Source organism: Salinicoccus carnicancri Crm, assembly GCF_000330705.1.
GTDB lineage: Bacteria > Bacillota > Bacilli > Staphylococcales > Salinicoccaceae > Salinicoccus > Salinicoccus carnicancri.
Genome location: NZ_ANAM01000008.1, coordinates 600,092 through 620,790, shown reverse-complemented (window position 1 = coordinate 620,790; position 20,699 = coordinate 600,092). Strand labels below are relative to the sequence as shown.

The following is a 20,699-nucleotide window of genomic DNA, read 5'->3' as shown; positions in this document are numbered from 1 at the left end:
AATCAAAGCAGAGTAATTATATAGGATTTAATCCGAGTTGTAAAGTCGGTCTTCAAAAAAATCAATATTCACTCATCTATTCGATGATATGCAGATGTCTGGTCGCCCGGGAGGAGAGCACGTACATGATGTGGTCTTCGTTTTCATATTCCACCGTCCCTGTCAGGATGACCGTGTTGTATTCGAACCCTTTAGACAGATAGTAGGGCAGGATGATGAAGGACTGGTTGTATAGTGTGTCCTTCTCCTGCAGGTTGCGGAACTGTGGGAATTCATCTGAGAGTTCATCGTAAAGTGCGTCCGCGGATTCTCTTGACGGTGTGATGATAGCGACCTGCGGCCTGTCCTGTGCCCGCAGTATTTCCCTGATCTTTTCTGTATGATCCCGGGCATGGAGTTTCTGTACTTCCTCCCCGTCAACGGAAACGGACTGGATTGAATCCGGCACAAGGCTGTTCAGGAATGCATTGATCTGGTTGGTGGACCTGTATGAACGGACCAGGTGCTTCTGTACATGATTTTTGGCGATGAGTGCGTCCTTGTCAGCCGGATGGATCTGCTGGTTGGGATCCCCCAGACTCGTGAATGACGCCTTCCTGTAATAATGGCGCATCACATAATACTGTATATTCGAGTAGTCCTGCACTTCATCGATCAGTACATGCTGCACGGAGCGGTCATAAGCCCCGAGCAGATGGATATAGATGTAGAGCATCGGTGCGATGTCTTCATATTTGAAATCGTTCTCCTTGATAGAGCGGATGGTACTGTTCCTGACTTCTTTATCGCCGATGGAATTGATATAGAGCTTCTCGATGTGGATGAACCTGAAAAGCATGATCTGCCTGTGGGCCTGTTTCAGCTGGTTTTTCGCGTAGGAGTGGGCTTCTTCCCTGAGCTGGTGCTTTTCGCCGATATACTTGTTCTGGCTATCGAGTTCCCTGAATCTGGACTCCCTGATTTCAGCCACGCGTGCCGAATAGAGGGAAAGGAGGCGTTCCTTTATCTTCAGCAGACGTTTGGTGACCGGGTGATGGGAGAGCTCTCTATAGAAAATATCATTCAGTTTCTCTTTTCTGATGAAGATTCCGTCTCTATCCTTCAGATTCCTGAATTCCATTCCTCTGTCTGCGAGACCGCCGAGGTATGCATGCAGTGATTTGAAGTACCGGAGTGAGGATTTGTATTCATAGATTTCATGCGCTCCGGCGTCCCCACGGAGCCGCCTGATGTTCCCGTAGACCGTTTCAAAGCGGCGTGCCTTGAAGTAGGGGAATTGGCCGAGCAGACGGTAGAATGTAGTGTTTTTGACATGGTTTTCACCGAGTTCCGGCAGCACGTCCGACAGGTAGTCGTTGAACACTTCATTCGGTGAGATGAGCAGGATGTTCCCGGGTTTCAGGGTATCCCTATGCTGATAGAGCAGGAATGCAATCCGCTGCAGGGCGAGGGAAGTCTTGCCGCTCCCCGGAGGGCCGTATACCAGGGTGTCCTGCCTGAGCGGCTGACGGATGACCTCATTTTGTTCCTGTTGGATTGTGGAGACGATGTTCCTGAGTTTCGACCGGGAGGAGTCGGTTATCATGTTCTGGAGCATCTCGTCCCCTATATACATGTCGCTGTCGAACATCTTCCGGAGCTTCGAGTCTTCAACAATGAACTGTCTTCTGCCGGAAACATTTGCCTCAATCCGGCTTCCGTCGGGTATAGTATAGGAGAGTGGGCCTGTCTCGTTCTCATAGAAGAGGCTGGCAACAGGTGTGCGCCAGTCGTATATCAGGAGGTCGTTGTCTTTATTCCTTATCGTTCCTGTACCGATATATATGTCTTCACCATCGACTGTGACCTTGCCGAAGTATGGTTTCGGAATCATGCGTTTTGTCCGTCTGTACATGGCATCGATGAAATTGAAGTTCATTTCGGTGGTCCGGAGATCCGGCAGCATCTGTATGAACTGATGGATGTTTCCGGATTCGAAATCCGCATCGATGGATGCAATTTCCTCATTTATCGCTTCACGATTTGAGCGGATGCCCTTTTTGAGGTTATCGCGTTCGAGTGAGAGTTTGGCGTTGTAGGCCTTTAAAAAATCGACTGTCAGCATCAGATGCTGTTTTTCTTCTTCCATTGATAAGTGTGCCAAATGCTTATCCCCCTCATTTTTGATAGGAAATCCATCATATAAGGTTTTGCGTTCCAATAACAGTCTTAAATTACCTTTTTGCATATGATATAATGGAATTGTGAAATTCGACTCACCAATACTTTAAAGGAACAGGTGCTATGGGCAAAATACTACTCTCCGGTCTCATCAGCGGTACTGTGGCGGGTTTGCTTTTGGCCGGTGCATTTTTATATGTCCAGTTATCCACTGATATAGAGCTTCTGGATCTGCTGCTCAACCTCGATTTCATCAGCACGAAAGAGCTGCATATCGTCATCCAGATACTGCTTCATCTGCTCGTATCCGTAGTGATGGCAACCATTCTGAAATGGATCTACATAAACCGGAGCAAACTCTACATGCCGTCCATGGTGATGATCTGGCTCATCATGACGATGCTGTATTATATACTGTCAACACAGGCCGAGGAACCGATGGAGCTTCACAGTTACATCGGCTGGACACTGTGGTCGATCTTCCACATCGGCTATCTTGAAGTGCTCCACATCTGCTATGAAAAGAAAATCTGAGCGAAGCACGGGCCCGGTCCGTGCTTTTTTCATACTGTAAATAAAAAACCGCCGTCCCGGGTATATATACAATATATATGAGCGGACGGGGAGTGGTATCAATGGATATGAAGGAAGGAAGGGCACTGCTTGAAAAAGTGATGGAAGTGAGAAAAACCGTAATAGAGGAAGGGGACAGGCTGTACGCCCGATGGAACCGGACGCCTGTCAGAGAGGCATATGAAAACAGCGCACAGAACCTGGCCTATTATATGGCGTTCCGCAAAATGGATCTCCGGGAACTGCAGGAGCGCCTTATTCCATGGGGGGTTTCGTCACTCGGCCGGCTGGAGGCAGATGTCCCCGGCACGTTGAATGCGCTGGTGAAGACACTTGGGAGCATTACCGGGGAGGATGTCGGAAATATCGACTACCGTTCCCAGGCATCGTTCAGGGAGCGTAATGAGGCCCTCAAGAATAACACGGATGAAATATTCGGCGAAAACCGTCATGACAGGAACGAACGCATACTGGTCACCATGCCGGCGGCGGCCGGATCGGACTACGGACTGGTGCAATCGCTTATTATGTCAGGTATGAATATGGCGCGCATAAACTGTGCCCATGATGATTCGGAAGTATGGCAAGCGATGATTGAAAATATACGAAAAGCAGAAAAGAAGACGGGGCATACATGCCGTGTGCTCATGGATATCAGCGGTCCGAAAATCCGCACGAAGACACTGCTCACAACCAAGAGGAATCCGAAAGTGAGGGAGGGTGAGCGTTTCCTGATATCAGGACGGACCTCCATGACGCTGCCCAAAGGCATCGAACTTGCTGTGAACACATCGGTTCCCGAAGTGATTGGAAAAATGCAAAAAGGCCAGGTCGTGAAGCTCGATGACGGACACATCGAAGCGGAAGTGACGGAAACGGCTGACGGGGGTGTCATCTGTGAAGTGGTGCGGACCGTCAAGGAAAATGGTGTGAGGGTGAAGACCGAAAAGGGCATCAATATCCCTGATGTGGATTATAAACTTGACGTCTTGACCGAACAGGATCTTAAAGATCTGGATTTTGCCGCCGGGCATGCAGATGCCATCGCATTTTCATTCATAAAGGATAAGAATGACATCGATCATATTGAAGCGGCCCTGCGCGACAGGCTGACTGATGACAGGCGGGACCTGCCGGCGATTGCCAAAATCGAGACGAGCGAAGGTATAAGGAATCTGCCGGAAATCATCCAGCAGGCAGCAGGAGCTCGGCCCTTCGGCATCATGCTGGCACGCGGGGACCTTGCTGTGGAGACAGGATACGAACGGCTGAGCGAGGTGCAGGAGGAACTGCTGTGGATATGCGAAGCGGCCCATGTGCCGGTGATCTGGGCTACACAGGTCGTGGAATCACTGGTCAAGACCGGGATTCCGACCCGCTCTGAAATCTCCGATGTCGTTGCCGGTTCCAGGGCAGAATGCATCATGCTCAACAAAGGGGACTATATCGTCGACGGCGTCGAAGTCGTCTCTGATATCCTCAAGAAATTCGAAGTCCATCAGTACAAGAAGACCGCGATGCTCAGGTCGCTCAGTATTGCGGAGGATGCGTTTGAAGAGTGATTTCATCAAAAGGCTGCAGTTGCAGTCTTTTTTTGTGTACATTTATTCTGAAAACTCTTTCATTTCAGAATAATCCCTTTCTTTATCGGTGGTTTGGCTGTATAATGACTTAATCAACTTATAAAAAAGGAGTGAAAAATCATGTTGCAGGAACCGATAGTTGCCACAGTAGTGTTGTTCGCACTGATTGCCCTGGGGGAATGCATTTCCATTTACACCAGGGCTCGTATACCTATGCTGATGACTGCGATGCTTGGGTTTCTGATCCTGACATGGCTCGGTGTCTTTCCTGAAAATATTCTTGAGCTGTCTACTCTCCCTGCGCTGGGAGCGATATTGATTGGTCCTCTGATTGTACATATGGGAACATTGATGCGCTTCAGGATTCTGAAAAAGCAGTGGCGGGCGGTGGTCATTGCACTGTCCGGCCTGATTGGCGCGCTTGTGCTGATTCTCTGCATAGTGTCTTTCGTATATGATTTCCCGACAGCTGCAAGCGGTATCGGCCCGGTTTCCGGCGGCGTTGTCGCCCTTCTGATCACCAACGAGAAACTGACCGAAATCGGTATGACCGGACTTATCGTCGTCCCCGTCCTGGTGCAGTCATTCCAGGGTGTCATCGGAATGCCGCTGGCGGCTGCCTTCATGAAGAAATACGGACGGAATTTCATGATTGCCGGCAAAGAGGCGGGTGAAATACCGTTTGATGATGAAGGAGATGTCGCACCTGTAAGGTTCAGCCTTATGAAGAACAACACGATCAAACTGTTCGCCATCTTTGTGCTTGCCGCCGTGGGCGTTGTGCTCGGAGAACTCACGGGCATCCACTATACGCTCTTCTGCCTGCTGTTTGGCATATTGGCACTGAATACGAATCTTCTGCCGAAGAGCGCCCTGGAGTCCGCGAATTCATTCAGTTTCATGATGGTTGCACTGATTTTTGTCATCATCGGCACGATGGGCGGCATTACGCCGCAGGATGTAGTGGAAAACATTCCGGCGGTCGTCCTGATTCTCGCACTCGGCATTTTCGGCATCATGGCGGGCGGCCTGATTGCTTCGAAGGTTGTTGGCTGGCACCCGTACAAAGGAATGCCTGTGGCCTTGACGGCACTGATCGGTTTCCCCGGGGATTACCTGATCTGTGAAGAAGTTGCCCGCAGTGAGACGGACAATCCGGAAGATGAGGAGAAGCTGTTCCAGGAACTGGTGACACCGATGCTGATCGGCGGGTTTGTCACAGTGACCGTCGCTTCGGTCTTCATTGCAACATTTATCATGAGTCTCATTTAATTCATTTTAAAAATAGGAGTGTTTATATTGGGTAAATTATTCATTAAAAATGTGAATCTGATCGATGGAACAGGAGCTGACGTGGTACAGAATACGAATGTCTGCGTGGAGAACGGCAGATTCAGCACTGTCGGTCCTGACGTCACACCGGCTGAGGATGCTGAAGTGCTGGACGGTAAAGGCCAGTACATGCTGCCCGGCATGATTGATGCCCACGTCCATATGATGACAGAGTTCAAGCCTCTGGAAGAAAGGCTCACCACACCCTTTTCGTATAATTTCTATGCTGCAGCAGACTATCTGGAACGTACTCTTAATGCAGGGATCACATCAGTACGGGATGCTCTCGGCAGCGATTTCGGACTCAAAAAGGCGATTGACGATGGACTGGTGAAAGGCCCACGCATGCAGATCAGTGTCAATGCGCTGACAATTACGGGCGGTCACGGCGATGGATACAACTACTCAGGTGTTGTGACAGATTTGATCCAGGCACACCCGGGTATGCCTCACGGTGTGTGTGACGGTGTGGAGGAAGTACGCAAGAAGACGCGTGAGATGCTGCGTGCCGGGGCGGATGTCATCAAGGTCCATGCCACCGGCGGCGTTTCAAGTCCGACAGACCATCCAAAATTCACACAGTTTTCACCAGAGGAGCTCAAAGTGATCGTCGAAGAGGCGGGGTTCCGTAACGGTGTCAAAGTCATGGCGCACGCCCAGGGGCTTGAAGGCATCAGACAATGTGTGGAAGCGGGCATACATTCCATAGAGCACGGCATATTCCTTGATGATGAGGTATGCGGCAGGATGAAGGACCAGGGCACATATCTCGTACCTACCCTCCTTGCACCGGTCTCCGTCCTTGAATTCTCCGACGAGCTCGGCATGGCACAGACGGCAATCGACAAATCGAGGGAAGTGCTGGACTACCATAAAGAGAGCTTCACGAGAGCCTATAACGCAGGAGTGAAGATTGCTATGGGCACAGATGCCGGGGTGTTCAGGCATGGTACGAATCTGCGCGAACTTGAACTCATGGTCGAGTGCGGCATGACTCCGATGGATGCGATTGTTGCGTCCACAAAGACCTCTGCCGAATGTCTCGGATATACGGATACCGGTCTCGTCAAGGAAGGGTATGTGGCGGATTTCATCTTCTCAAAAGAGAACCCGCTTGAGAACATCGGCGCCCTGAAAGACAATGATAATATCAAGCTTGTTGCGAAAGATGGCGTCATCCATAAAAATATAATAGAATGAATATAAGTCATTGATTCTGGATTATCATCCAGGATCTTTTTTAATGCGGAGGGAAATATGAAGAAGGCAGCAGTGATTTTCAATAAAAAGTCCGGAAGGACGAAAAATCGTCCGATGGAATATGAAATCATTGAACAGCTCGGCTCAGCCGGTTACGATGTGGAAATTCTGTATACACCACCGGAGGGGGCAAGGCATCTTGCAGAGGAAAAGTCGGCAGAGAGCGACCTGATTGTGGCGGCCGGCGGAGATGGTACGATTGGTGAAGTCATCGGCGGCATCACAGAAAGCGGCTGTAAACCGCTGCTGTCCGTACTGCCGGCAGGCACTGTGAATGATTATGCCCGTACACTCGGTCTCCCGCTGGATCTGAACGATACAATCAGTGCCCTTTCTGAAAAACAGAGAACCATCGAAGCGGACGTCATCAGGTACAATGATCAGTATGCCGGCTATCTGATTGCACTCGGTGATTTCATGGAAGCCTTCACCCGCGTCAAGTCAGAGACTAAAAATCGTTTCGGTTCGATTGCCTATCTGCATACCGGAATCCGGGCGCTTGTGACCATGAAACCCTATGAGGTCAGAATAACGCTGGCGGATGAGGAAATAATGGAGCAGTCATTGCTGACAATCGTCGCCAACGCATCATCTGTCGGCAGTTTCGAAAGGCTTCTGCCGGAAGCGTCCCTCGATGATGGAAACCTGCATGTACTGAATATCAGAGAATCCAGTGCGAAGGAAATCCTGGAAATCATATGGCTGGCATTGAAAGGCAGGATTACAGAGCACAAAAACGTCCGGTACTTAAAAACCGAATGGCTGAAGGTAGAGGCGGACCGGCTTTCTGTGATGGATGTCGACGGTGACCCGTATCCGTTTGGGCCGCTTGATATCAGCCTTCTGAAAGGGAGGGTCAGAGTCAGCATTCCTGAAAAAGAAGGAAATGAAAAATGAAACAGCCAAGTTGAAATATTTCCCTTTTTGATTTATCATATATCGGTGGCTTAAACGAAGAGAAGGAGGAATAATTGTGAAAATCAGAGACAGACTCAAGAAAATCAACTTTGAAAAAAGGAAATTGGCCATCCGCCCGCGGATCACCCAACAGACACTGATCAACCTCGCGACAGTCATCTTCGGTTCTTTCATATTTTCGATCGGGGTCAACACTTTCATGATTGCAGGGAATCTCGGTGAAGGCGGAGTCACTGGTATCGCGATTATACTCCTCTATGCATTCGATATATCCCCGGCGATTTCAACTTTCGTACTTAACGCACTTTTATTGGCGGTCGGCTTTAAATTTTTGAGCAAGCGTTCCATGTACTACACGATATTCGTCGTATTCCTCATGTCGTTCTTCCTGTGGATGACGGAAACATGGCATATCGAAACCGATGAAATACTGATCAACACCGTGTTCGGCGGCATGTTCGTGGGACTTGGCATCGGACTGATCATCAGAGTAGGGGCGACAACAGCCGGAACGACGATACTGGCACAGCTCGCGAACAAGTATCTCGATGTCAATGTATCCTATGCACTGCTGTTCTTTGACATGATCGTCATCACCATCGGACTTTCAGTGATGACATTCGAACAGGTGCTGCTCACGGTCATCGCACTGTACATTGCAGCAAAAGTGATGGATTTCATCATCGAGGGCATGAACCCGAAAAAGGCGATCACCATCATTTCCGAACACCCGGAACTGCTTGGCAAGATGATCAACAGTGAAATCGGCCGCGGCGTGACATCCATGAACGGCAAGGGATTCTACACTCAGGAGGACAAGGATATCCTCTATGTCGTTATCAACAAAAACCAGTTGACCCGGATAAAGCGGCTCATCAAGAAATATGATGATAACGCATTCGTCGTCGTACACGATGTGAACAGTGTTCTCGGGAACTATTTCATATAAAATACCAGGGATTGGAAGATTTATGCTTCCAATCCTTTTTTATGGGTAATATAATAATGTTACGAAAATATTACGGAAATCCGAATATTAAGTTAATTAAATTTTACAGATTAGGCGGGTGGGATTTTATGAAGAAGCTGTTCCCGATAACGCTGGCCGGGGTACTGTTACTTGCGGCATGCGGCGGAGAGGAGAACACGGAGGAAGAAAATACGGCAGAAGACAGGGACGAGGAAGAAACCACCGAAGAGACGACTGAGGAAGAAGCGACTGAGGAAGAAGCGACAGAAGAAGAGACGACAGAAGATGATTCTGCGAGTGCCACAGATGAAGAATCTGCAGAAGCGGATGACGAATCAACTGAAGAATCCGGAACTTCGGAAACTTCATCCGAAGATCAGCCCGGGGATCTGACGGAGTCGGAGATAGATGAAGAAGCACTGAGAAGTGCGTATGATATCGACCAGGACAAAGTGGACATGGTGGAAAATGCGGAAGAAACCGATAATACTGTCGAAGATGTGCTCAAAGAACCTTCTGAAATCACGTCATATATACAGGATACTTCAATCATCATCGAGGTCACAGAAGGTGAAGAGGTCACGGAACAGTCATTCCAGGGCATCACAGCAGAAGTCGATGAATCGGATGGGGCACTCGAGGTGGCGTCAGACTACTTCGATGAAAATTATGAAATCATCCAGCCGCATGGATACGGAAACAGTGAGACAGACGAGCTGTTCATTTACTCGGAAACGGGATGGGAGGACTATTCCACACAATACGGAGTGGAAGAGCTGATATACGGTACTTATTCCAACACACACGAAATCATCGAAGAGATGCCCGATTCACTGCAGGTGCTGGAAGAGGGCGATTATGACATCCTCTACTATACCGGCAAAGATGATATCGTCCATCAGCTTTACCAGGAAACATTCCAGGTGGAGTTCACGGGGGCAGACATGGATGAACTTGAACTGGGGTTCGTGGCGTTCATCAACAAGGCATCGGGGGAACTGGAGAGCGCCAATCTGATAGCATCAGCGCCCGGGCAGCAGAATCCGGAGCAGATCCTCACCATCGAAATCATTCTTAACTATCAGGATTATGGAATATTTGACAGAGATACAGAAATCAAGAAGCCCAACCCGGAAGACAGGGGAGGATCCGCAGCAGAAGGTGATGATGAAGGTATAGAAGGCTCTCTTGAATAGCATATGGATGAACCGGACTGTATTTTATTTCGCGGAAAAGATGAGCGCATGAATAATTTTGTATAAAATGTTACAGAATAATAACAGAAATGTTACCATGATAGTGAGCTTTTCATATTTTACATTAAGATGGAGTGGATTATATGAAGAAATTATTGTCAGCTACACTCATCGGAACGCTGTTTTTGGCAGCATGTAACGGTGGCGGAGAAGAAAACGGTGAAGAGGAAAATACCGAAGAGACGACAACAGAGGAAACCTCAGAAGACACCAATGAAGAGAGTGCAGAAGAGGATAGTTCAGAAGAAGAGTCGACAGAGGAAGAAAGTACGGAAGAGGAGTCGACGGAGGAGGATAGTTCAGAAGAGGAATCCGGCGGAGAAAGTGGCGAAGGTAGCGATGATGGTGAATCCGATGCCGATGCTTCCGGATCTGATGAGGAAAGTTCGGAAGACGGATCATCTGGAGACACTTCTGACGGAGAGGTCGATGAAGAGGACATGAAGCAGGCATATGATCTCGGTCAGGATAAGGCCGACATGATTGAGAGTGCAGAAGACACCGATATGTCCGTGGAGGATGTCCTGCAGGACCCATCAGAGGTAACATCATACATGCAGGAGACAGCGATTGCCATCGAAGTCACTGATGGGGAGCAGGTCCTTGATGAATCATTCACTGGAAACAGGGCTGAAGTGGATGAAACCGACGGCGGACTTGAAGTCGCTTCTGATTATATCGATGAGAATTTCAATGTGACCCAGCCCCACGGTTATGCAAACAGTGAAACCGGTGAAGTGATTCTTAACAGTCAGGAGGGCTGGATGGATTATTCCGGCCAGTATTCACCTGATGAGCTGGTCTACGGTGTATATTCGAATGTACATGAAATTATCGGACAGATGCCGGATTCCATGGAAGTGAAGGAGGCGGGGAATTATTATCTCCTCTATTACACAGGGGATGATGATGAAGTACATGACCTCTACCAGGAATACTTCCAGGTGGAATTCACAGGAGCGATCATGGCAGAACTGGAAACAGGGCTCGTCGCATTCATAAACAAGGAGTCAGGTGAACTGGAAAGTGCAAACCTGATTGCGTCGGCACCTGCACAGCAGGATCCACAGCAGGAAATCAAAATTGAAATCATCCTCAACTACTCGGATTACGGTGCGTTTGATGATACTGAGATCAAAAAGCCAAATCCGGATGAAATCACAACAGCTCCGGAGGACGAAGAGGATGTAGAAGGATCAGTTGAATAGAGTATCGAGACAGGGCGGAACCTTTATGTTTCGCCCTGTCTTTGCATTTTGGGGAAGCAAATACATATTATGCGGTTGGCGGACACGGCAAAATGGACGGTGTCCATCAGAAGAGGAATCATTTCTTACTTCCATCTTTCCCCATCATGTAGATGGTCTGTTTATCTGTTTCAGCGAGGACTTCAAAGCCTTTGTAGGCAAGCCAGTTTTTGGTGAAGGAATTTTTAGGGGCTGTATCCATCATCAGATATATTTCCTCGACTCCGGAAACCTCATTTATATATGCATCCATCAATTTCGAGGCGAGCCCCATGCTTTTATATTCAGGATGAACGATCAAGTCTGAGATATACTGGGTGAAGTTCAAATCCCCTGAAGAGCGGATGATGCCCGCCATCTGCGCGCCGTCCCATGCGGTAACTATGTAATCTGAGGTGACAGCCGCCTCATAGAGAGCATCGAGTCTATTTTCATATGAACTGTAGCCTTTGCTCATGTACAGGCTGTTGATATCTTTTGAAGTGAAACTTCTGTCTTTTCTTAGTTCCAACATTCTTTCACCCTTTTTAAATCATGATAATCGAGTGCATGGCTAAATGAAAGAAAAATGATATGATTATTATATAACATCCAATTTCTTTGAGGAAAGAGTGGTCTTCTTATGGAACTTTACAGATATGATAAACAGATGAAAGCTTCACCGGAGGAAATCTTCGATGTAGTGAATGATGATGAAAAGTTGAAACAGTGGAGTCCCATATTTGAGGGTAACGACTATTTTACAGAGGAAGAGCGTGCGAGAGGGACAAAATTCAGAACTAGACTTAAAGTGCTGAATAAATCCTATCAGTTCCGCTCGCAAATCACGGAATATGAAGAGAACCGGTATGTTAAAGTGCGGACGACTCTTAAGCAGGGCACGATCACCTCAGCTTTCGAACTCGCTCCATCCAGCAACAATGAAACCCAGGTGACTGTGACAAGCAATTTCGAAGGCGCGGGGAGGAAATACAACCTGATCTTAAAAGGTGCCAGGCCAGTGATTAAGAGGGTGTTGGACAATCAGGTCAACAAGCTTGAGCAGATCGCAGCGGAATGACTATGAAGGGGTGACGGACGGTATGAACATCAAAATACTTCAGTTCAAAGTGGCATATGGTAATGTAGACGTGAATATCAACAAGGTGAAAACACTGTTTGAAAAAGAGGACCTCATCGGAACGGATATTGTGGTGCTTCCGGAGATGTGGACGACCGGCTATGACCTGGGAAATGTGGACAGGCTTGCCTGCCGCAGCCTTGAACCGGCAAAAGCCGTCATTTCAGAGCTGGCTGTAAAGTACAATGTCAATATCGTGGCCGGGTCGGTGGCGAATGCCATCGACGATACCGGCGACATTTACAACACAGCATTCGTCATCGACCGCAACGGGGAATTGGTCTGCCAGTATTCAAAAATACATCTCGTACCGATGCTGGACGAACCGGAATATCTGGCCGGCGGCACAGACAAAGTGGAGACCTTCGAACTGGAAGGGGAAACATTCGGACTCGTCATCTGCTATGACCTCCGCTTCCCGGAATTGTTCAGGGATCTGACAATGAAGGGGGCCACGGCGATATTCGTCGTGGCAGAGTGGCCGCTTGCCCGTAAGCATCACTGGGAGACGCTGCTCAAAGCCCGGGCGATTGAAAACCAGGGCTACATCATCGCTTCGAACACTTACGGAGAGACAGCGGATCAGACATTCGCCGGCCGTTCCATGATAATCGGGCCATTCGGTGATGTGGAGGGTGAAGCGGATGACAGGTCAGAAACTGTTGTAACGGGCACGACGGATGGCAGTGAAATCGACCGGATCAGGAAGGAAGTACCCATTTTCGACAGCAGAAGACGTGAAATGTACCACTTCCTGTAAAACCATTGGCCGGTGTCCCGGTAATCTGTACAGCAATCACCAAGAGAGAGCACTCCCCCGGAGTGTTTTCTCTTTTTTAATGTGTTCATATAAATTGTCCGTAATAACGGGAGGTTTACGTTGGGTATCCAGGCACATATGATTCGAGTCTAAGTTGTCGTGGTATTGAGAAGTATGATAAAGAGGAGGGAGCAGGTGATCATGTGGAACATTCTGAAGCTGTAAAACGCATCACTGAAATTTTGAGTGAATCTAAAATCGGTGTCCTGTCCACGGCATATAATAATGAACCGAATGCCCGCTACATGTGGTTCTACAATGACGGTCTGACACTATATGCGAAAACGAATGATGCATCGCCGAAATATGATGAGCTGAGGGACAATCCGAAAGCACATGTCCTGCTCGGTTTCCATGACTCACCCAATCATGCTTTTGTGGAATTTTACGGTGAGGTTGAAAGGATGGCAGACCGGGAGACAATCGACTGGCTGTGGGAAGAAGCGGATACGGAGTTTTTCGAATCGAAAGAGAACCCACACCTCAAAGCCTTGAAAATCACACCGATTGCCATCAAGATAATGAACGATGATGAATTTGAAGATGTTAAGCTGTCGATGTAATAATGAATAGTCGTCCATGAGTCTGTCCGCCAATGACGGATGGACTTTCTTTTTATCAGTCCCGGGAAGCGGGTGAAGAAAATCATGGACGGTCACTGAAGGAGTGGATGGAATGCTTGCTTATGTGTGGGCGGAAGATGAAAATGGATTGATCGGAAAAGGGGTCGGGCTGCCGTGGCGCCTGCCCGCGGATGTTGCATTCTTTAAAAGGATTACAATGCGTGGCGATATGGTGACAGGCAGGAAAACTTACGAGACTATTCCGAACCGGCCGCTGCCCGGCCGTCGCAATATTATTTTAACAGCGCAGCGGGATTATGACGCACCCGGGGCAATCGTGGTCCATACAAAAGAAGAAGTGCTGGAGCTGGAAGAAAAGAATGATGAAGATTTATATATCATCGGCGGTGCGGCACTCTTCAAAATTTTTGAGGACGAAGTGGATGAACTGTACCGCACCGTAATTCACGATTCCTTCGAAGGGGACACATACTTCCCCGGGAGCTTCAATTACGGAGCATTTGAACTGGTGGAAATTGAAAAGGGCATTGTTGATGAGAAAAACAAGTATGAGCACACTTTTGAATTATGGAGGAGGAGATAGGCATGACCATCATATTTTCATAAAAAATATGTGTTATTATGATATATGAAAGGTATGCTTACGAAGCTGATTTATAGTGACGTGATGAGAGTGGTGATGTTATGCCGAGGGAAAGTATTATCGACAACATAAGAGACAGTATTAAAACGCTTACTAATTCTGAAAGAAAAGTTGCTGATTTCATTGTAAAAAATACATCAGAAGTGACTTTTGACACTATCAATGTACTGGCACAGAAAGTGGGTACGAGTACAACTACGATAATGAGATTAGCGGCCAAGCTGGGCTATTCGGGATACTCGGATTTTCAGCATGATATACAGAAGTTCGTAAAAGACAGGGATGCACCACAGGCACGTCTGATATCAAACCTGCAGAATATTGAAGAAGATGAATTATGGATACAGACTGTGGGGTACCATATAAACCGATTGAATCAGCTTGTGGAGCAAGTTGATAAGGATAACCTGGATAAGGTTGTAAAATTCATCGAGGACTCAAGAAAGATCTGCTGCACCTGTGTTCGGAGTGGTCTTCCGGTGGGACAGTATTTTTCTCAGAATGTGAATCGCATCAAAGGGGACTGCAGCCTCATTGTTGCTGATGTTTCTGATTGGGTGGATGAAATCATATCAATGGATTCCAGGGACTTATTAGTGGTTGTCAGTTTTCCCAGATATGCAAAACGCATTGATGATTTCGTACGGTCAGCCAAAAAAAGAGGTATAAAAATAGTTGTAATAACAGATAAATATTCTTCTCCACTGGTTGATTACGGGGATGTGGTAATTCCGTGTGATTCGGGCAGCCTGGCATTCCATAATTCCCCCATTGCTGCAACTGTGACGGTTGATTACATCATCAATGCGCTGGCAATAGGGGACTCTCATGAAGATGACGGCAGGCTTGGCGAAGTCGACGATATATTAAAGAGCATTGACTATCACACAAAATAATATCCCATTAAAGAATTCCTGAGCTTTTCAGGAATTTTTTTTTGAATAATTTTATGAAAAGGTTTACAAAAGAAATCTGCAGTGATAATGTAATATTTATTACATTGAAAATTAATAATGTTATGAATTTTACTAAAAGGAGTGATGAAATGTATAAGAGCGATAAGGACATGATACACAGGTTGAAGAAATTGAGTTCCACGCTCGTAGCAGATGGCATGGATTATGAGAATGTCATGAATTATAAAATCAAACCGGTTAATTTTCAAAAAACTCTGGTGGGTCAGGCCAGGACGGTTTCCACTTATCCCGGGGACAATCTTTATATACATTATGGCATTTATGAGTCTGAGCCCGGTGACATACTGGTGGTTGAAGGGAAAGGGGCTGTGGATTCAGCATATTTGGGAAATCTGATGGCTGCTGCAGCTCAAAAGTTGGGAATAGAAGGCATCATCATAGATGGCTTGATCAGGGATAAGGATGAGATATCCAAAATGGATATCCAGGTTTACGCGCAAGGCTTCACGCCTAAAGGCCCCCGTAAAGAAGGCCCCGGGTCTTTTGACAAAACAATCGAATGCGGGAGAGTAGTTGTTAATTCACATGATTATATAATTGCGGATGAAGATGGCGTAGTAGTTATTCCATATGATATTGCGGAGGGAGTCATTACTGGCGCTGAAGAAAAAAAGGTTTATGAAGCACAAAGGTTGAAAACGATAAATGAAAGTAGCGAGAAAGAGGAAATAGAACCGTCCTGGCTGAGAGAAACAATCAACAGGAAAAAGCAATAGGAATGGTGTGATAAAAATGAATATAGGATTTATTGGATATGGAGAAGTCGGCAGAGAGATGTCAAAAGGATTGAGTGAATATAGTGTGCAGAATATTTATGCCTTTGACCCCCTGCATCAGTCTTCGGAGTCAAGGGAACTATCTGAAGCAACCACATTGACTTTTTTTGATGCAGCCTCTGCTGTATTAAAACAATCTTTGGATATTCTATTTGTAGCTGTACCCGCAGCCAATGCTGTGGAAGTATGGGATTCCATCGATGATGAAATCACAAAAGGGACGTTATATGTTGATATGACAACTGCAAGCGCAAAAGAAAAAAAGGATATTGAGAGAAAGCTCAATGTTAAGAATGTAAATTTAATCGATGCGGCGATTTTAGGCGCGTTAAATGTCTATCAGAATTCCGTGCCCATATTAGCGAGTGGCAAAGATACACTTGAATTGGTCGGTATTGCAAAGAATATCGGGATGGACATTTCATATTTAAGTGAAAATGTAGGAGATGCTACCAATTTTAAATTCATTAGAAGCATATTCACCAAAGGTTTGTCGACGCTATTATACGAAGTGATGGAAGCTGCTGAAAAGATGGGGATTGAAGAGGAAATTTTTGAGTCCATCACTGAAACAATGGATAAGGATTCATTTGCTGAAATTCTGAACAGATATATTAAAAGTAACGTACAACATTCACGACGAAGAGAGCAGGAAATGGAAAACGTTATCGATTTTATGAAATCGAATGGGCTGGAATCTTATATGACAAATGGAACAAAGCAGAGGCTGGCGGACATATCGGAAGCGGGATTGGGTGAAAAATTGGCGGAAGATCAGTATGACTGGAAAAGAGTCATGGAAGAATACAATAGGCGCTAGCATTTCAAAAGGGGGAAGAGCATGGGAGTATTAGCATTAGTATTATTTGTCGCCATACTGGTGTTGTGGAGTGTTAAGCTAAAACGGGACCTTGGGGAAGCTGCATTAATCGGGTTCATAGCAATTGTTCCCCTGGGGGGGAGCAGAGCTTTTGAACTTTTGATACAGGGATTATCATTTGCTTCAACTTTTTCAGTACTTTATGCCGCTCTTGCATTTGTATTTATGGCATATTTGATTGATAAGTCAGGTATTGTCGAAAAACTGTTGGGCATTCTGAATTCACTGGTAGGAAGGCTGCCCGGTGCACCTGCCTTCATGGATGCACTTGGATCGATCGCCCTGGGCACGCTGTCGGGCGGGGATTCGGGAAACACTGCAGCAACAGGATCAATTACCGGTCCGTGGATGCTGAAGAACAGATGGAATAAGGATATTGCTGCGACAGTCATGGTCGGAAATGGCGGAATGGCTTCAGTATTCCCGCCGACGACCTCAATGTTCATTGTTCTGGGCTTTGCCCCGGTCGCCGCTGCTGTTGGTGTGGGCGAGTTTTATATAGCATTATTTGTAGCAGCATTATATCAGCTTTTACACCGGTTGATAATGATATGGATATTTGTCAAAAAACAAAACATACAGCCGTTTCCAGCCGAGGAACTGGAGCCGCTGAGAGTGTCTTTCAAAAAAGGATGGACATCCATTCTGCTGTATCTGGGGGCTGTCATCCCTTTGGTTATAACAATCGGACCTTTGGCAAATATGCTCACGGAAATACCGTCTTTGGGTGAGGAAGCTTTAGATAGTATTGATATAGTGGTGTGGATTCCTACCTTGATGATTGTAATTGCTCTCATTTTAGGCCGTAAGAATCTTCCCGGAACGAGGAAAGGTTTTATGGAGTTCCTGGAATCGTCCATTCCCAGATTCAGGACAATTGGGGCATTGATATTTTTTGCAGTCGCTGCGAGTGAAGTGTTGACGGCACTGGGATTATCTGACAATATATCAATGTTCATAGAAGCGGCAAATGCGCCAGCCTGGCTGACTCTGCTAATGTTGGGGATAGGAATAACAATAATAGCAGGACCGTTGACTTCGACTGGAACATTGACCGCAGTCGGACTTGTGTCCTATGAAATATTAGTGGCAAGCGGCTTTTCACCTATGATTTCTGCCATTGTAATTATGATGTTTGCTTCTACTTCTGCACAGATGCCACCAGCTTCCGGTTCAATCTATATTGCTTCAGGAATCGTGGGGTCCAGACCGGAAAAAACATTTGGGATGCTTATACTCTTTTATGCTCTTCCTGTAGTCATTATAGGATGGTTGATTGGTATGGGCATACTGCCAGTATGGGGAGGGTGAACATGCAAAGGTTTTTAGAACGCGCTTTCATTGTCTGTCTGATGCTTTCGGTTGCTACAGCTTTTATACTCGTATTGACACAGTTACTTGGGTTGGTAATGGGCGATGGAAACATTATGATACGGGCAAATGAAATTTTATTGACGCCTGCGATTGTCCTGGCCGCATTATTTTCCGCATTTGCTTTCATACTTGGTTACTTTCCAAAGTATAAGCAGCAATCCAGGTAACTATGCATGTCCGGTAATAATTTGGACTTGCAATTGCATGAACACTAATGTGTTTAAAAGGCGCCATGACAACCCTCTCTGTTGTCATGGCGCCTTTTTTATCGGTGTATGTAATCCAGTATCGACCTGGAAAATGCCCCGGGGCTATCATGGTTGAGCAGATGCCCGCCATTATCTATCACTGCAATAGAAGCTTTGGCTCTTACATGGGCATCAATCGTTTCGAGTTCATGAGCACTTTCACTTCCTGCAATGACATGTATCGGCAGTTTTTCTTCCAGTACTTCAGCATTTTTATCAAATGGATACCATGATGGGTTTCTCGTAATATCAAGGAGCCGTCTCCAGTCCGGCGGATGGATACTGTCAAAGTGAGTTATAGTCTCTTTGTTTTCCAATACTTTGTTTTGCATTTCAATTTGATTTTTGTGGAGTTCAGAATAGCTATAGGGCTTTTTGAACATTAGTCCTGACAGGATCAGGGATTTGACTGATGCCCTGTATTTCAATGCGAAATGAACTGCAGCCAAAGCTCCGAGGGATACACCAACCAGATGGATGTCCGTAATCCCTGAATGTCTAATGGTGTCGGCCAGGTCATCAGCAGCGCTTTCGAAATAATTCTCGAGATTGTCACAGCCGGATTTCCCATGCCCTCTCAGGTCGGGAAGCAGAATGCGGTACCTGTCATTGAAATAGGGGAGGAGATGTTCAAAATCTGTACGTCCCGTCTGTAATCCTGAATGCAGGAAAATGACCGTTTCTTCTCCGTGACCAAAATCTTCAGCATATAAAATCATCTGTTCCACCACCTGTTGGCTACTCTATTGAAAAACTTTGTGTATCGTTTATTATACCCGAGTCCGGATTTTATACAATGGTCATATAAGATGGATTTAAAACGCAGTTCCGTCAGCGCTATCAGTCGGTAATATTCTTTTCCACTTCCCTGGCGATGTGGCTGGCCCCGTCTGAATTGGGGTGTATGCCATCAAGCTGGAACCACTCCCGCCTATCCTGTGTCAGCTGATTGATGTCGATGAGCCCGGTATCTTTTTCGGTTGAGACCTCTTTGATGATTTCTGTAATCTTATCAATATTTTCGTTGTTTATATCACCGGGTCTGTCCGCTTCGTTGAATGCCGCAGGCGGTGTGGCCAGATAGATCTCTGTATCCGGGTGCTCTTCAGTATAGGTGTCCACCAGTTCCGAATACTCTTCCCTGAACTGTTCACGGCCATTCCAGTTTGTGCTTTTGGAATCATTGGTGCCGAGCATGATCACAGTGACATCCGGATTGAAGTCCAGGCTGTCCTGATATTCCCCGGTCACATTGTAGGGGAAGTCTGCACTTTTCATGGCGGCATAGTTATTCGCCCCGAAATTGCCGACCCAATATCCCTCGCCCAGCAGGGAATCCAGCTGCGGTGGATATGCATTCTCGGTTCTGTTGTTTATCAGCAGTCCGTATGTCGTGCTGTCACCGACCGCCGCCACCTTGACATCATCGTGGTCCCCCTCTGATGTACTGCCGGCACCAGGTGACCTGAGATAGCCAGCGAGGAAATATATTGCGGCTGTCAATATAATAGCGGCAGAAGCACCTGCCAATATCCATTTAAACACTTTTCTTTCCATAAGAATCACCTGAGCCTTATTGATATGCTGCATTGCAGCTGTGCATCCGTTGGTTACATTTTACTCTAATGCGGTGGAAGGTCAATCCAGAAGGGTTCACAGGGAAAACTCCAACGACTGACTGCATTGGTGATAAAGGCATGGCAGGACCGTATCCAGGGTATTATAAATACATGTCCTTCTATAAAAGAGATCGGCAGGTGATACTATGATCCTGAGGATAATAGTGAGTACAGTGGTACTGATACTGTTCTCAGTCCCTCTCATTTCGACGATCCGCAAAGAATACCGGGAGAATGACCGTGTGTCCAAATGGAGTGTGTTCTTCCTGGTGCTTGCGGTTCTGCTCTGGCTTACGCTGGTGATTTCATTCTTTGCCTATATTATGTAACACTGAAAAGAGGCCTCCGAATAAACGGGG

The 20,699-nt window shown here is 46.7% G+C and carries 22 protein-coding genes; 18 read left to right on the top strand and 4 right to left on the bottom strand.

Annotated elements, in window-relative coordinates; all coding sequences use genetic code 11:
* Positions 1–76: 76 nt before the first annotated feature.
* The gene (locus C792_RS0110935) at positions 77–2,143 is read right to left on the bottom strand and encodes a HelD family protein (RefSeq protein WP_169315528.1); all 2,067 of its coding nucleotides are present in this window, start codon (positions 2,141–2,143) and stop codon (positions 77–79) included.
* A 140-nt stretch (positions 2,144–2,283) separates the two neighbouring features.
* On the opposite strand from C792_RS0110935, the gene C792_RS0110930 reads away from it, so the two are divergent.
* The 8 genes from C792_RS0110930 (at position 2,284) to C792_RS0110890 (ending at position 11,260) form a co-directional block, all read left to right on the top strand.
* Positions 2,284–2,694: a hypothetical protein gene (locus C792_RS0110930; protein ID WP_017549490.1), complete on the top strand. Its 411-nt coding sequence runs from the start codon at positions 2,284–2,286 to the stop codon at positions 2,692–2,694.
* A gap of 101 nt (positions 2,695–2,795) precedes the next feature.
* Positions 2,796–4,295 carry a pyruvate kinase gene (locus tag C792_RS0110925; RefSeq protein ID WP_017549489.1) on the top strand — a complete coding sequence of 500 codons (1,500 nt, stop codon included), beginning with the start codon at positions 2,796–2,798 and terminating at the stop codon, positions 4,293–4,295.
* A 141-nt stretch (positions 4,296–4,436) separates the two neighbouring features.
* On the top strand, positions 4,437–5,588 hold the full coding sequence (locus C792_RS0110915) for a hypothetical protein (protein ID WP_017549488.1): 1,152 nt from the start codon (positions 4,437–4,439) through the stop codon (positions 5,586–5,588).
* Positions 5,589–5,615: 27 nt separating this feature from the next.
* Entirely contained in the window at positions 5,616–6,848 is a 1,233-nt protein-coding gene (locus C792_RS0110910) for a metal-dependent hydrolase family protein (protein WP_017549487.1), read from the top strand.
* Positions 6,849–6,905: 57 nt separating this feature from the next.
* Positions 6,906–7,805: a diacylglycerol/lipid kinase family protein gene (locus C792_RS0110905; protein WP_017549486.1), complete on the top strand. Its 900-nt coding sequence runs from the start codon at positions 6,906–6,908 to the stop codon at positions 7,803–7,805.
* A gap of 130 nt (positions 7,806–7,935) precedes the next feature.
* Positions 7,936–8,775, top strand: a complete 840-nt coding sequence (locus C792_RS0110900) for a YitT family protein (RefSeq protein ID WP_245537540.1) — start codon at positions 7,936–7,938, stop codon at positions 8,773–8,775.
* A gap of 128 nt (positions 8,776–8,903) precedes the next feature.
* Positions 8,904–9,992 (top strand): hypothetical protein, encoded by a 1,089-nt coding sequence (locus C792_RS0110895; protein WP_017549484.1) that lies wholly within the window; start codon positions 8,904–8,906, stop codon positions 9,990–9,992.
* A 143-nt stretch (positions 9,993–10,135) separates the two neighbouring features.
* Positions 10,136–11,260: a hypothetical protein gene (locus tag C792_RS0110890; protein ID WP_017549483.1), complete on the top strand. Its 1,125-nt coding sequence runs from the start codon at positions 10,136–10,138 to the stop codon at positions 11,258–11,260.
* A gap of 118 nt (positions 11,261–11,378) precedes the next feature.
* Here the strand turns inward: C792_RS0110890 and C792_RS0110885 are convergent, their stop codons facing one another.
* Positions 11,379–11,813, bottom strand: a complete 435-nt coding sequence (locus tag C792_RS0110885) for a GNAT family N-acetyltransferase (protein WP_017549482.1) — start codon at positions 11,811–11,813, stop codon at positions 11,379–11,381.
* A 108-nt stretch (positions 11,814–11,921) separates the two neighbouring features.
* On the opposite strand from C792_RS0110885, the gene C792_RS0110880 reads away from it, so the two are divergent.
* The 9 genes from C792_RS0110880 to C792_RS0110840 all read left to right on the top strand — a co-directional run bounded on the left by C792_RS0110880 (position 11,922) and on the right by C792_RS0110840 (position 18,640).
* The gene (locus C792_RS0110880) at positions 11,922–12,359 is read left to right on the top strand and encodes an SRPBCC family protein (RefSeq protein WP_017549481.1); all 438 of its coding nucleotides are present in this window, start codon (positions 11,922–11,924) and stop codon (positions 12,357–12,359) included.
* Positions 12,337–13,179, top strand: a complete 843-nt coding sequence (locus C792_RS0110875; protein WP_245537537.1) for a carbon-nitrogen family hydrolase — start codon at positions 12,337–12,339, stop codon at positions 13,177–13,179. Before C792_RS0110880 ends, C792_RS0110875 begins: the two co-directional genes overlap by 23 nt.
* A gap of 203 nt (positions 13,180–13,382) precedes the next feature.
* Positions 13,383–13,802, top strand: a complete 420-nt coding sequence (locus C792_RS0110870; RefSeq protein WP_017549479.1) for a pyridoxamine 5'-phosphate oxidase family protein — start codon at positions 13,383–13,385, stop codon at positions 13,800–13,802.
* A 112-nt stretch (positions 13,803–13,914) separates the two neighbouring features.
* Complete coding sequence (locus C792_RS0110865) at positions 13,915–14,406, top strand: dihydrofolate reductase (protein ID WP_017549478.1); 492 nt, start codon at positions 13,915–13,917, stop codon at positions 14,404–14,406.
* Positions 14,407–14,507: 101 nt separating this feature from the next.
* Positions 14,508–15,362, top strand: a complete 855-nt coding sequence (locus C792_RS0110860; RefSeq protein WP_017549477.1) for a MurR/RpiR family transcriptional regulator — start codon at positions 14,508–14,510, stop codon at positions 15,360–15,362.
* A gap of 41 nt (positions 15,363–15,403) precedes the next feature.
* Entirely contained in the window at positions 15,404–16,159 is a 756-nt protein-coding gene (locus tag C792_RS0110855; RefSeq protein ID WP_017549476.1) for an RraA family protein, read from the top strand.
* Between the two features lie 16 nt (positions 16,160–16,175).
* Positions 16,176–17,039: an NAD(P)-dependent oxidoreductase gene (locus tag C792_RS0110850; RefSeq protein ID WP_017549475.1), complete on the top strand. Its 864-nt coding sequence runs from the start codon at positions 16,176–16,178 to the stop codon at positions 17,037–17,039.
* A gap of 21 nt (positions 17,040–17,060) precedes the next feature.
* Positions 17,061–18,410 carry a TRAP transporter large permease subunit gene (locus C792_RS0110845; protein ID WP_017549474.1) on the top strand — a complete coding sequence of 450 codons (1,350 nt, stop codon included), beginning with the start codon at positions 17,061–17,063 and terminating at the stop codon, positions 18,408–18,410.
* Positions 18,411–18,412: 2 nt separating this feature from the next.
* Positions 18,413–18,640, top strand: coding sequence for a hypothetical protein (locus C792_RS0110840; RefSeq protein WP_017549473.1), 228 nt, complete (start codon positions 18,413–18,415; stop codon positions 18,638–18,640).
* A 98-nt stretch (positions 18,641–18,738) separates the two neighbouring features.
* On the opposite strand, the gene C792_RS0110835 is transcribed toward C792_RS0110840, so the two are convergent.
* Both C792_RS0110835 and C792_RS0110830 read right to left on the bottom strand, forming a co-directional pair.
* Positions 18,739–19,440: an alpha/beta fold hydrolase gene (locus tag C792_RS0110835; RefSeq protein WP_017549472.1), complete on the bottom strand. Its 702-nt coding sequence runs from the start codon at positions 19,438–19,440 to the stop codon at positions 18,739–18,741.
* A gap of 121 nt (positions 19,441–19,561) precedes the next feature.
* Positions 19,562–20,278: a GDSL-type esterase/lipase family protein gene (locus C792_RS0110830; RefSeq protein WP_017549471.1), complete on the bottom strand. Its 717-nt coding sequence runs from the start codon at positions 20,276–20,278 to the stop codon at positions 19,562–19,564.
* Positions 20,279–20,486: 208 nt separating this feature from the next.
* Here C792_RS0110830 and C792_RS0110825 point away from each other — a divergent pair, with 208 nt between their 5' ends.
* On the top strand, positions 20,487–20,669 hold the full coding sequence (locus C792_RS0110825) for a hypothetical protein (RefSeq protein ID WP_017549470.1): 183 nt from the start codon (positions 20,487–20,489) through the stop codon (positions 20,667–20,669).
* Positions 20,670–20,699 lie beyond the last annotated feature (30 nt).